Source organism: Mycobacterium sp. SA01 (assembly GCF_041287105.1).
Lineage (GTDB): Bacteria > Actinomycetota > Actinomycetes > Mycobacteriales > Mycobacteriaceae > Mycobacterium.
In genome coordinates, this window is sequence record NZ_JBGGNO010000021.1 from 350,869 (window position 1) to 362,135 (window position 11,267).

Below are 11,267 nucleotides of genomic sequence, written 5' to 3' on the forward strand. Positions count from 1 at the left end.
CGATTCGGCCTTCATCATCCCAAATCGAGCCGGGCGCAGGTCCGTTCTGTTCCTGACGTCACAGGGGTTCCGGCACCGAGGGGTTCCGGCGCATCGGTGACCATCCGCAACACGTCGTCGGCTGACAAGGGCACGCTGAAGTAGAAGCCCTGCACCACATCGCAGCCGAACTCGATGAGGCGCGCGGCGACGTCGGCGTCTTCGACACCCTCGGCGACGACGATCAAGCCCAGTTCGTGAGCGAGCGTGATCACCGCATGGACCACGGTCGCCACCCTGGCATCGTGCAGAATCTGGACGACGAGCCGCCGGTCCAGCTTCACCTCGTCGACCGGCAGCTCGCACAGATAGGACAGGGTGGAGTAGCCAGTCCCGAAGTCATCGATGGCGATACGAATTCCACTGCGGCGCAACTGGTTCAGAACTTCCCGAGTGCCGTCGATGTTGCCGAGCACCAGATCTTCGGTGATCTCGACGGTCAGCGCACTGGCGGGCAGGTTCCGGTCCGCCAGCGCCCGACGGATGCGGGCGGGCAGATGCGGATCGGCAAGCAGCGGTGCCGACATGTTGACGGCGATCGGCAGATGCACCGCGGCCTGATGCCACCCCCGCGCAGCGTCGAGTGCGGTGTTGATCACCAGATCGGTGACCGGGCGCATCAGCCCGTGATGGCGAACGAGTGGCAGGAATTCGTCGGGACTAAGCAGCCCGCGCCGATGGTGCGGCCAGCGCACCAGGGCCTCGACACCCACCATGTGGCCGGTGAGGAGGTCGAACTTGGGCTGATAGGCCAGCGTGAGCTCGACGGAGTCGATCGCTTGGCGCAGCTCACCCAACAGCTGGGCCGCGGCTGAATCCTCGGTGGACGGTGTGCTGCGCAACCGGTGGACCAGGCCGTCGTCGGGGGACGTGGCCACCTGCAGATCGGGGGTGAACCGGTGCACACCGTTGGTGCGGGTCTTCTTGGCCGCATACATGGCGGTGTCTGCGCGTTTGACCAGTTCTTCGGCGGATACCTCGGGTTCGTCGGCGCCCGCGACGGCCAGCCCGACGCTGGGTCGGATGAACAATTCCTGGCCATCGATGGCGAACGGCTTGTCGAAGGACTCGGCCACCCGCTGGGCGATCAGGTCGGCGTGCTTGTGCAGCTGGTCGTCGTCGACGAGGACGACGAACTCGTCGCCGCCCAGGCGGGCCACGGTGTCGCTGTTGCGGACACAACCCAGGATTCGTTCACCGGCCCGGTTCAGCAATTCATCGCCGGCTGGATGACCGAGTGTGTCGTTGACAAGCTTGAAATCGTTCAGGTCCAGGATGATCAGCGCCACCGCCCCGCTGTCCCGCTCGCGGCGCTGCATCGCCTCCTGGAGTCGGTCGGAGAACATCGCGCGGTTGGCCAGGCCCGTCAACGGATCACGGAGCGCCTGTTCGGCGACGGTGGCGAGCAGTCGGCGATTTTCCCGAACCGCCAGATACTGGCGGCCCAGAACCGCGAGCATCAGCAGCGTTCCGACCGTCCCTACCAACGGGGTTTGGAAGACGGTGGCCGGCTCGGCGGCGGCGACGATGCCGGCCAGGAGAAGTGGCGCGTAGGGGAACCAGACCGGAGCCCAGCCGGCCAGGCTGGCGCGTACGCGGGGCCGGCGAACCTCGTCACGGCTGGCGGTCGCCGCCACCATGATGAGCATCAGGCCGGCAACCCATCCGATGTCGATAAGGTTTCCGCTGGAGTAGTCGTTCTTCGCCGATAGGTAGGCAAAGCCGCTGTCGGACAAAGCAATGACAACCATCGCGATGGTCAACAGCGTCGACACCCCGCGCTGATCGTCGGCAGCGCGCAGCCACGCCATCGCCGCGATGGTCAGGACCACCACATCCGATAGCGGGTAGGCCAGGGAGATGATCACCGCCGGTGCGCCGTCCGAGCCGGCTGAGTAGATCGGGTTCAGGATCGTCACCCAGCTCACCAGAAAGAGCGACCCGGCCACGATCACCCCGTCGAGCAGTGTCCTGGCCCGTGACTGGCCGCTGTCGGCGGGGAACAGCAGCAGACCCACGCCGAAGCCGACCGGCATGATCAGATAGGCCGCGTCGGCCAGTGAGGGGAACGGGGGTTCCTCGAGAGCGAGCTCGTAATAGGTCCACAGGATCTCGCCGAGTGCCCAGCCGACCATCCCGATCGTGATCGCAACCCACGCGGCCCGCAGCCTCCCGTGCACTGCTCGCGCCGCCAGGGCCGTGAACACCGAAGCGGGAACCGTCAGCAGCACGAACACGATGTCGTCGACGGCTTTGACAGCATCACCGTGTGATCGCCCGCTGAGAATCCAGACCACGAAGGTCGCGAAGATCACCGAGGTACCAATCGCGACCCGGGCGGTCTTGGGCATCGCGGCCCCTTCCTGCACCGCCCGGTGGCACAACTCTCCGGGACAACGTGAAGCCGCAGCCAGAATAGCGGACGTGCAAAGGAGTACAAAGGCAAACCACCGGTCAGAAGCTGGTCTAAACACCCGCTGCTGCATCAGCAGCAACGTTTCAGCTTTTCAACGTGTGGGTGGCTGGACGCGCAACCTCCGTCCCGTGCGCTAGACATGTGCCCGTGGACATCGACAATGCGGTGGCGGTGGTCACCGGAGCGGGCTCCGGCATCGGCAGGTCTGTCGCTGCGGCCCTGGCAGCGGGCGGCGCCTCGGTGGTGGTCGGCGACATCGACGCGGCTTCGGCGGCTGACACCGCTGCGATGATCGGTGGCGTCGGGGTGGCGGCGGACGCCTCGAGCCGGGACGGAATCGCCGCCCTGCTCGACGCCGCGCGCGGGGCGTTCGGGCGGACCGACATCTACGTCGCCAACGCCGGTATCACCGGTGAAGCCGGACTCGGCGACGACGAAGCCGCCTGGGACCGGATCATCGACATCAACCTGCGTGCGCACATCCGGGCGGCCAAGGCAGTCATGCCGGAATGGGTTGCGCGGGGCAGTGGGCACTTCGTCGTCAGCGCGTCGGCCGCCGGTCTGCTCACCCAACTCGGCGCCGCCCCCTACAGCGTGACCAAGCACGCTGCCGTCGGGTTCGCCGAATGGCTGGCGATTCGATACGGCGACAACGGGATTGGTGTGAGCTGCCTATGCCCGATGGGGGTGGACACCCCGCTGCTGCGGGGTATGTCCGACTCGCCGGACGAAGAGATCCGGGTGGCCGGCTCTGCGGTCACCAGTGCGGGCGAGGTGATCAGTCCGGACACCGTGGCAGCCCTCGTGGTTCAGGCGATCGTCGACGGGACGTTCCTGGTGCTGCCACACCCCGAGGTGCTGACCATGTACCGGCAGAAAGGCGCCGACTACGAGCGCTGGATCGCCGGTATGCGCCGCTACCAACGCACCCTGCGGTAGCGGCAAGGCGACGACGTTTCGAGCGTGACGGCGCGGGGTAAGAATCCGCCAGCGTCGACAGCCGACGTCGGACCGCGAGACGAAGGAAACCTGATGATTCCGTTCATCTGCCCGGCTTGCGGGCAACTCGACATCGACAGCCCCGACTGCGCATCCTGCGCAAGCGCCCAGGACGCCGCCTGAATCAGCGTGCCGCGAGCCACGGCTCGCGGGCGAAGACGTCCTCGACCATGGGCCGGAAGAACTCAAGCGGCCGGTGCTCGAACTGCGCGTCGAAACAGTTCTGGTCGTAGCTTTCACAGAACTCCACGGCGTCGCCGAACCACGGGTGCCCGCGATACCGCTCCCGGGCGTCCCGGAAGCCGCCCATGTGCGGCGCGTAGTAGTACTGCTGAAATTCGGGGTGCACCCGGACGATCCAGGCCACCTGTTCGGAGACGTACGGCGCTATGACGGCGGACGCGAACGCCCCGTGCGCATGGGGCGCATAGGTGTCGCCGATGTCGTGTAGCAGGGCCGCCACGACGTAGTCGGGCGGGCGACCGTCCTCGAAGGCGCGGGTCGCCGATTGCAGGGAATGATCGAGGCGGCTGATCGGGTAGGCCTGCTGTCCCTCGGCCAGGGCTTCCACCAGGGCCAGCACCCGGTCCACCAGTCCGGCGTTGTTGGCCGCTTCGGCCCGCTCGATCAGCGCATAGTCCTGCGCGGTGCCTTCGGCCATGGTGCGGTATGTCGCCCGGGTCGGCGCGCTCATCGTCGGCTCCTCTCGGGACGGCGTCCGGCCCAACCTAGCCGGGGCGTGTTTCGGCTAGGTGACGCGACGATCGCGCGCAGATGCCGTCACGGATGCAGGTTCCACTGGCCGACATCGGAGGCCAGGACGTCGTTGACGTCGACTTCCAGGCCGCCGACCAAAGGGCCGGGGTTCGACGCGGTGCTCACGATGCGCTGGTAGAGAACGGCGGCGGGGTGCACCCGGTTGCCGGACCACGCCTTGGTCTGCCAGGCCCACGCGCGGCCAGGCGTGCTCGACCGCCCGATGACGCCGTCTGCCAACGCCCACTGGCACACGTCGATACCGCCGTAGACCCCCGTGCGCTGGACACCGAGCACCGAGTTGATCCCTCGAAACCATTGGAGTGCAACGCGATTCCATGTGTCGCGATTGATGTCCTCGTCGATGGTGAAGAATACCGGGGCACTCTGGCCGCCGCCGGCCGCGGTGTGCAGCTGCCAGGCGGTGCGTGCGTCGGCGACACCGCCGGCGTAACCGCGCAGGAAGTCCGACGGTGCTGTCCCACCTGGCTTTCCGTACTGGTAGTTGCTGACGATCACCAGACCCGCGGCGGTCAGCGACTGTGCGTAGGGCAGGGTGATCGGCTTGGCGCCGAACGACGAGCCCGGCCGTGAGGTCGAGACATAGTTGACCACCCCGGAGTGGCCGGCGGCACGGATGTGCTGGGCGGGGATCTGTTTGGCCGCGAAGTCGATCAGGGTGGGGGCCGCGGCGGCGGCCTCCGGCGTGCCCCAGCCCAGCGATGCGGCACCGAGGCCCGCCACGGCGCCGGCGAAGCGCAACGCGTCACGCCGGGTGACCGGACGGCCTGCGGCCGGGGGCAAATCGTGCATCGCGCGATGTTAACGATGTGACTGCCGTGAACGGTGTTCCCACGCTGATTGTTGTCTGTTTCAGGTCAAGATGAGCTTCGATCGTTACGCTAGGGCCGCAGAATCGCGGCGGGGGAGACGGTTTCGACGAATGCGCCTGCCGCTGCCTCGAGTTCCTCATCGGCGGTGGCCAGTGCGTCTGCTTGCAGCTGCGTCAATGCGATGTACTCGGAGCGATAGGTGTCCGGCCAGTTCAGCGTGGCGGCGATCCGCCACGCACGATCCTGCAGCGCTCGATCACCGAGAAGGCGGATTCGAAGTCCCCGGATATCGTCGAGAATCTTCCGCCCGGTCCGTTCGTCGTAGTCGCCACGGCGCACCGAGCTGTAGACAAGTGCGAGCGCCTGTGAGCGGAGCAGGGTTGGGGCGGTGAGGCTGTGTTCCGGCGCAATGGCCTGTCCGCCGGTCGCGAGGTCGATGGCCACCTGTGCGTCGACGACGAAGACTGTCATCGGAACACCGTCGCACGGCCCTGCTCTATGCGCAGGAACAGCTCATCGGTTCATCGCCGGGCAACTGCCGTTGTCGGCCGGCCGCAGGCCGATCATGGTCGCCTGCAGCGTGCCGCCGCCATCCTTGGTGCCGCGCGCGGTGACGCACATTCCTTGCGCGATCGCCTGGACGTCGGCGGCAGCGCGCTTGGTGTAGGTGGTGGTGCCGGCCAGGGTGACGTTGGTGGGTGTGTTGCTCCCCGCCGCCGTCACGACCAGCGTGCTGCCACTGACCGAGGTCACCGTGCCGCGCACGCCACCGTGACCCGCGGAACCGGCCTGTTGACGGGCGCCTGCGAAGCATTGGCCGTCTCTCGGTGCGCTGACCGATATCGCCGCCGCCGTCACCGGACCGTCCGGCGCCGGGTTGCTGCCGCGGGCCGGACGCACAGAAACACAGCTGCCGACGGTGACGTCGGTGACCGCGGCCGGGGTCAGTTCGGAGACCTTCGTCGCCGAGGTGAAGCCCACGTTGGACGTGACGTTCTTGTCGGTGACCACGGCCGTGCCGCCGTTGACCGACGTGATCAAACCCGACACGTGGTCCTTGCCACCGCCTTTCGACGGTGCGGAACCCGAGGTCGCCGGCGCCGTCGCGCTCGTCGACCCCGCTGCTTGTGTGGAGGAGGTCGCGGCGGTGGGAGAGGACCCGCATGCCGCCAGCGACAGTGCGGTGAGGCCGATCAGGATCGGCACCGCATGCCGACGCGTCAGTGATACCGGAACGGTGAGAGTCATGCGTTCAGAGTCGGCCGCCGAACTTGGACTGCCCTTTACAGCCCGCATGAGTGAGCTGTGCGTTGCGGCTACCGCGGATAGCCTCGCCGCACGGCCCGCTCAAGGATGCCGAGTGTCGCGCGCAGTGCCGGCTCGCCGACGATCGGGAAGATCTTGGCGTCGCGCCAGTGCTGGTCGATGTCGGACCAGTCATAGAACGACGTGACCGCCGTACCGCCATCCGCGGGCTCCAGCCGGTAGCCGTACACGTGCCCGATATCGGGCTTCAGCTGGCCGAAAATCGTCCAGGCGATCAGCGTGTCCTGTTCGAACTGCGTGATCGACACGGTGACGTCGTACTTGCCCAACGGATAGTCGTTGAGCGATTCACGATCCATGTGCACGACGAAGCTGTCGCCGACCGCGCGGACGGACGACCCGTCGGCGTCCTGCAGCATGCCGGTGGCGTCGATCGCGACGTGCCCTTGCGGATCGCAGAGCACCGCGAAGATGTCTGCGGCAGGCGCGGGGATGAGTCGTTGAACCTCGATGCGTTCGCTCACGGATCGATCCTGTCACGCGCGGGACGACAGTAGGGCCCTGGTGTAGCCCGAACTGCGAACGGGCACTTGAAGGGCGTGGTGACGCCCGCCGAATGGTTCCTGACCCGCGATGAGCGGGGCAACCCTGCCACCCGGATACCGGCGTGGTCGGAGCGTAATCGCGTCGAACCTTTGATTCACGGTGCCACCTATTTCGAGCGACTCGCCGCCGAGGTGGAGGCGCTGCAGGCGGGTGACTATGTCTTCTTCACCGACTGGCGTGGCGATCCCGACGAACTCCTGCGCGACGGCGGACCGACGATCCGCGAATTGTTCTGTCAGGCCGCGCAACGGGGGGTGGTGGTCAAGGGGCTGGTGTGGCGGTCGCATCTGGACAAGTTCCAGTACAGCGAGGAGGAGAACGAGCACCTGGGCGAGGCCATCGAAGCGGCAGGGGGCGAAGTGCTGCTGGACCAGCGCGTGCGGGCCGGCGGCTCGCATCACCAGAAATTGGTCGTGATTCGGCATCCTGAAGCGCCGCAACGGGATATCGCGTTCGCCGGTGGCATCGACCTGTGCCATTCCCGCCGCGATGACGAGTCGCACAACGGCGACCCCCAGGCGGTGCAGATGGCCGATATCTATGGGAGCACTCCGCCGTGGCATGACGTACAACTGCAGATCCGCGGTCCGGCCGTCGGCGCCCTCGACACCACATTTCGGGAGCGCTGGAACGACGGCACGCCGCTCGACGCGTTGTCGCCGGTGGCATGGGTGATGGACAAGCTACGCGGCGCCGACCTTTCGCCGGGACGGCTGCCGGATCAGCCGCCGGATCCGCCGGAATGCGGACCCCATGCCGTACAGGTTCTGCGTACCTACCCGGACGCACATTTCCGGTACGACTTCGCACCCCGCGGAGAGAGAAGCATCGCGCGTGCGTACAACAAGGTGGTACCCCGAGCCCGCCGCCTGATCTACGTCGAGGACCAGTACCTGTGGTCGGCACGAGTGGCCACATTGTTCGCGCAGGCACTGCGCGAGAACCCGGATCTGCATCTGGTGGCGGTCATTCCGCGCCATCCTGACGTCGACGGCCGATTGGACCTGCCGCCGAATCTGGTCGGCCGCTGGCAGGCGATTGCGACATGTCAGGCCGCGAGTGCCGAGCGCGTCCACATCTTCGATGTCGAGAATCACCGCGGGACACCGGTGTACGTGCATGCGAAGGTCTGCGTGATCGACGACATCTGGGCTTGCGTCGGCAGCGACAACCTCAATCGGCGGTCATGGACCCATGACAGCGAATTATCCTGTGCTGTAATCGATTCCGAAGGAACGTTCGCACGCGACCTCAGGCTGCGGCTATTACGTGAGCATTTGGACCGGCCGGCCGACGGTAGCCAGGACGGAAATCTGACCGACCCGGTCACCGCGATACGTGACATCACCGCCGCGGCCGAGGCGCTGGAGGGGTGGTACCAGTCAGGATGCCAGGGGGAGAGGCCACCGGGCCGCCTGCGGCCGCACCGGCCGGAGCGCCTGAGTTGGCGAACCCGCGTGTGGGCAGAACCCTTGTACCGCGCGATCTACGACCCGGACGGGCGCTCGTATCGCGACCGGCTGCGTGATCGGCTGTAGAGCGGCGTAGGGGGCGCCGGGATTTCACTGGGGGCGTTCACGCGACGCTGCTGAAGATCGCGATCACCAGCCCGGCGAGGGTCAGCATCCCGACCATCACCGTGGCGGCGATCGCCCGGCCTCGCCGGTGTCGACGTACGTCGTAGATGGCCACCGCGATGCCGGCGAAGATCAATGCCGCATAGACCGCCAGTCCAACCGTCAGCGCCGCCGTTGACGCGGCACTGGCCAGGATCACGTTGTGCACGCAGTGAAGCCTACGAAATGGTCAGAGGCCGAGGTCAGACAGGCTGGGATGATCTGCCGGCCGGGGCGCGTTCCGGTCCCAGAAGAACTTTCGCTCACTGTCGTCGATCTGTAGATCGTTGATGCTGGCGTGACGATGTGTCATCAGGCCGTACTCATTGAAGAGCCAGTTCTCGTTGCCGTAGGCCCGGAACCATTGACCAGAATCATCGTGGTACTCGTAGGCGAAGCGGACCGCGATGCGGTCGTCACTGTGCGCCCACAGCTCTTTGATGAGTCGGTATTCGTGTTCGCGGTCCCACTTTCCGCTCAAGAACTCGACGATCTGTGCACGGCCCGTCACGAACACGGACCGGTTACGCCAGACGCTGTCCACCGAATATCCCTGCGCCACAACCTGCGGATCGCAGGTATTCCAGGCATTCTCAGCCAGCCGGGCCTTCTGAACGGCGAGTTCATCAGTGAACGGTGGAACTGGAGGCTTGGACGTCGTGGCAGGGGCCGTCGTCATGGTCGTCTCTCACTTTCTTGGGTTGATCGAGTGGGATGCCTATGTAGACGAAGCTGTCTACATGACCGAAACCGTAACCCATGTAGACAACTCTGTCTACATGGGCATGGTGCATATGTGGACAGATCTGTCTACAATCGCAGAGTGAGTATCGCCGAGACTCTTGATCCGGACGTCGATCTGCCGGCCCTCCCGGCCCGGGATCGGATACTGGCCACCGCGTACCGACTGTTCTACCGCGAGGGAATTCGGGCGACCGGTATCGACAAGGTGATAGCGGAAGCCGGCGTCACCAAAGTGACTTTCTATCGCCACTTTCCGAGCAAAGACGCACTGATCGTTGCGTATTTGGAACTGCGACATCGTCGTTGGATGGACTGGTTTGTCGATGCTCTCGATCGCCACGCAGGCAATCGTCGCCGACCCCCGGTGGTAGCTGCGGTCGAGGAATGGCTGACGGCAGACTCGTTCCGTGGGTGCGCGTTCCTGAACAGCGTCAGCGAGCTCGGCGCCGAATTGCCCGAGGTTCACGCCATCACGGCACGGCACAAGGCAGACGTGGTCGCGGCGATCAAGAAGACGCTTCCGCCGGGGGCGAATCGAACCCGGACGGCGCAGGCGCTCGGCGTGGCACTTGATGGCGCCGTCGTGCATGCGCAGTATCAGCGTGACGCCACAGCGGCGGTGAAAGCACTGGCGACGATCTCGTCGACGCTGGGCCGCGCTAGTTAGCCCCCAGCACCGCGTCGACAGCGGTGTAGAGCGTCTCGGTTTCTGTCTGCAGAACCGATTCTGCGGACGGCAGCGCGCGTTGTACAGATAGACCGTTGAGAACGGTGAGTAGGAACCGCACCTTCTGTGCGAAACCCTCTCGGGGAAGCGCACCTTCGTCGGCCAACACGCCCAGCCAGTACTCGACACGACCTGCCGACGCACGTTCGTGCGCGAGATACGCCGAACGGATTTTATCGTCAGGTTCGGGTGCGATGAAGTGCTGATACGCAGCACCCCAAGCCTTTCGGGCTTCGTCACCGACCCCGGCCGCTGACAGCACCTGCCGTAGGCAGTCGACCAACCGGTCCCGTGCCGGCCGAGACGAGTCGCGGATCGGATCGTCGGGGATGAAGTGCTCATAAATTCTGGTGAGCACTTCATCCTGGAGCGCGCGCTGGGTGGGGAAGTGGAATCTCAGCGATCCTGTGCTCACGCCGGCGCGCGCCGCGACCGCGCGAACGCTGAGAGTGGTGGTCACGTCTTCGGCGATCATCTCGGCCGCCGCTGTGAGAATGCGTTCTCTCGCGTGCATGGGGGTCCTCCTTCGGCGGGGATCCCGCGCAGCTCACTGTACTAGCACACTGTGTTACCTTTGACTAATACAGTGTATTAGTGCAGGGCGAGAGGACCGTATGACCATCCGACAGTGGCGCCCGTTCCGCATCGTCGCCGACAATGCCAGGGCCTACCTGGTGGCGAATGTGGGCGTCTACGGGGTGCTTCTCGTCGGCTTCGGGCTCGGGCTGGCTTTCCCGCATCTCAGCGAGGCGCAGCACAGACGGTTACAGGATGACGGGACAGCCGATCTCGTCCAGTCGCTGATCACCAACCCCTGGCTGTTCGCACTGACGATCCTTGCGGTCAACACACTCCGGATGGGCGCGCTGACCATCGTTGCGCCGTCATTGATCGTGCCGTTCGCCGGTGTCGCGCTGTTCGCCTATTGGGCCGTGACGACGGGGATGACGCTCGTCCCGGTGACCGATATCGGTTGGGTGGCCCTGATACCGCACACGCTGACAGTGGTCGTCGAACTTCAGGCCTACCTGCTGATGCTGCTGGGTGTCTATCTGCTCGGCAGGGGCTGGGTGAGCCCCCGCACCGTCGGCGCCGACAGCCGCCGCCAGGGCTATCTTCGTGGGCTGCAGGATCTCGCTTGGCTGGCGCTGCCGGCGCTGGCCCTGCTGGTCGTCGGTGCAATGTACGAGGCGTTCTCGTTGCGCTACTTCGTACACCCGCTGGCTGACTGGCTGCTGTAGCGGAAGGCGCTACGTGCGCACACG

At 65.7% G+C, this 11,267-nt stretch carries 13 protein-coding genes; 4 read left to right on the plus strand and 9 right to left on the minus strand.

Features of this window, described 5'->3' with window-relative positions; translation table 11 throughout:
- Positions 1 to 14: 14 nt before the first annotated feature.
- Complete coding sequence (locus AB4879_RS25690) at positions 15 to 2,390, minus strand: putative bifunctional diguanylate cyclase/phosphodiesterase (RefSeq protein WP_370509821.1); 2,376 nt, start codon at positions 2,388 to 2,390, stop codon at positions 15 to 17.
- A 212-nt stretch (positions 2,391 to 2,602) separates the two neighbouring features.
- Between AB4879_RS25690 and AB4879_RS25695 the strand changes: the two genes are divergently transcribed.
- Positions 2,603 to 3,394 carry an SDR family oxidoreductase gene (locus AB4879_RS25695; RefSeq protein ID WP_370509822.1) on the plus strand — a complete coding sequence of 264 codons (792 nt, stop codon included), beginning with the start codon at positions 2,603 to 2,605 and terminating at the stop codon, positions 3,392 to 3,394.
- A 184-nt stretch (positions 3,395 to 3,578) separates the two neighbouring features.
- On the opposite strand, the gene AB4879_RS25700 is transcribed toward AB4879_RS25695, so the two are convergent.
- The 5 genes from AB4879_RS25700 to AB4879_RS25720 all read right to left on the minus strand — a co-directional run bounded on the left by AB4879_RS25700 (position 3,579) and on the right by AB4879_RS25720 (position 6,833).
- Complete coding sequence (locus tag AB4879_RS25700; protein ID WP_102806163.1) at positions 3,579 to 4,148, minus strand: HD domain-containing protein; 570 nt, start codon at positions 4,146 to 4,148, stop codon at positions 3,579 to 3,581.
- Positions 4,149 to 4,234: 86 nt separating this feature from the next.
- Positions 4,235 to 5,023: a DUF1906 domain-containing protein gene (locus AB4879_RS25705; RefSeq protein ID WP_370509823.1), complete on the minus strand. Its 789-nt coding sequence runs from the start codon at positions 5,021 to 5,023 to the stop codon at positions 4,235 to 4,237.
- Between the two features lie 89 nt (positions 5,024 to 5,112).
- Positions 5,113 to 5,514, minus strand: a complete 402-nt coding sequence (locus tag AB4879_RS25710; protein WP_370509824.1) for a type II toxin-antitoxin system VapC family toxin — start codon at positions 5,512 to 5,514, stop codon at positions 5,113 to 5,115.
- 42 nt (positions 5,515 to 5,556) lie between these two features.
- Positions 5,557 to 6,291, minus strand: a complete 735-nt coding sequence (locus AB4879_RS25715) for a DUF5666 domain-containing protein (RefSeq protein ID WP_370509825.1) — start codon at positions 6,289 to 6,291, stop codon at positions 5,557 to 5,559.
- Positions 6,292 to 6,359: 68 nt separating this feature from the next.
- A complete protein-coding gene (locus AB4879_RS25720) occupies positions 6,360 to 6,833 on the minus strand; it encodes a polyketide cyclase (protein WP_370509826.1) in 474 nt (157 codons plus the stop codon).
- Positions 6,834 to 6,911: 78 nt separating this feature from the next.
- Between AB4879_RS25720 and AB4879_RS25725 the strand changes: the two genes are divergently transcribed.
- The gene (locus AB4879_RS25725) at positions 6,912 to 8,453 is read left to right on the plus strand and encodes a phospholipase D family protein (RefSeq protein WP_370509827.1); all 1,542 of its coding nucleotides are present in this window, start codon (positions 6,912 to 6,914) and stop codon (positions 8,451 to 8,453) included.
- Positions 8,454 to 8,490: 37 nt separating this feature from the next.
- Here the strand turns inward: AB4879_RS25725 and AB4879_RS25730 are convergent, their stop codons facing one another.
- Together AB4879_RS25730 and AB4879_RS25735 are read right to left on the minus strand one after the other, a co-directional pair.
- Positions 8,491 to 8,700, minus strand: coding sequence for a hypothetical protein (locus AB4879_RS25730; protein ID WP_370509828.1), 210 nt, complete (start codon positions 8,698 to 8,700; stop codon positions 8,491 to 8,493).
- A gap of 21 nt (positions 8,701 to 8,721) precedes the next feature.
- Positions 8,722 to 9,210 carry a DUF1348 family protein gene (locus AB4879_RS25735; RefSeq protein WP_370509829.1) on the minus strand — a complete coding sequence of 163 codons (489 nt, stop codon included), beginning with the start codon at positions 9,208 to 9,210 and terminating at the stop codon, positions 8,722 to 8,724.
- A gap of 144 nt (positions 9,211 to 9,354) precedes the next feature.
- Between AB4879_RS25735 and AB4879_RS25740 the strand changes: the two genes are divergently transcribed.
- Complete coding sequence (locus tag AB4879_RS25740; protein ID WP_370509830.1) at positions 9,355 to 9,942, plus strand: TetR/AcrR family transcriptional regulator; 588 nt, start codon at positions 9,355 to 9,357, stop codon at positions 9,940 to 9,942.
- On the opposite strand, the gene AB4879_RS25745 is transcribed toward AB4879_RS25740, so the two are convergent.
- The gene (locus AB4879_RS25745) at positions 9,935 to 10,516 is read right to left on the minus strand and encodes a TetR/AcrR family transcriptional regulator (protein ID WP_370509831.1); all 582 of its coding nucleotides are present in this window, start codon (positions 10,514 to 10,516) and stop codon (positions 9,935 to 9,937) included. The genes AB4879_RS25740 and AB4879_RS25745 overlap by 8 nt on opposite strands.
- Positions 10,517 to 10,616: 100 nt before the next feature.
- Here AB4879_RS25745 and AB4879_RS25750 point away from each other — a divergent pair, with 100 nt between their 5' ends.
- On the plus strand, positions 10,617 to 11,243 hold the full coding sequence (locus tag AB4879_RS25750) for a stage II sporulation protein M (RefSeq protein ID WP_370509832.1): 627 nt from the start codon (positions 10,617 to 10,619) through the stop codon (positions 11,241 to 11,243).
- The last annotated feature ends 24 nt before the right edge of the window (positions 11,244 to 11,267 follow it).

Coding starts and splice junctions, on each gene's coding strand:
- AB4879_RS25705 (WP_370509823.1), bottom strand. CDS start 5,023: ATGCACGATTTGCCCCCGGCCGCAGGCCGTCCGGTCACCCGGCGTGAC.
- AB4879_RS25690 (WP_370509821.1), bottom strand. CDS start 2,390: ATGCCCAAGACCGCCCGGGTCGCGATTGGTACCTCGGTGATCTTCGCG.
- AB4879_RS25710 (WP_370509824.1), bottom strand. CDS start 5,514: ATGACAGTCTTCGTCGTCGACGCACAGGTGGCCATCGACCTCGCGACC.
- AB4879_RS25715 (WP_370509825.1), bottom strand. CDS start 6,291: ATGACTCTCACCGTTCCGGTATCACTGACGCGTCGGCATGCGGTGCCG.
- AB4879_RS25750 (WP_370509832.1), top strand. CDS start 10,617: ATGACCATCCGACAGTGGCGCCCGTTCCGCATCGTCGCCGACAATGCC.
- AB4879_RS25745 (WP_370509831.1), bottom strand. CDS start 10,516: ATGCACGCGAGAGAACGCATTCTCACAGCGGCGGCCGAGATGATCGCC.
- AB4879_RS25735 (WP_370509829.1), bottom strand. CDS start 9,210: ATGACGACGGCCCCTGCCACGACGTCCAAGCCTCCAGTTCCACCGTTC.
- AB4879_RS25700 (WP_102806163.1), bottom strand. CDS start 4,148: ATGAGCGCGCCGACCCGGGCGACATACCGCACCATGGCCGAAGGCACC.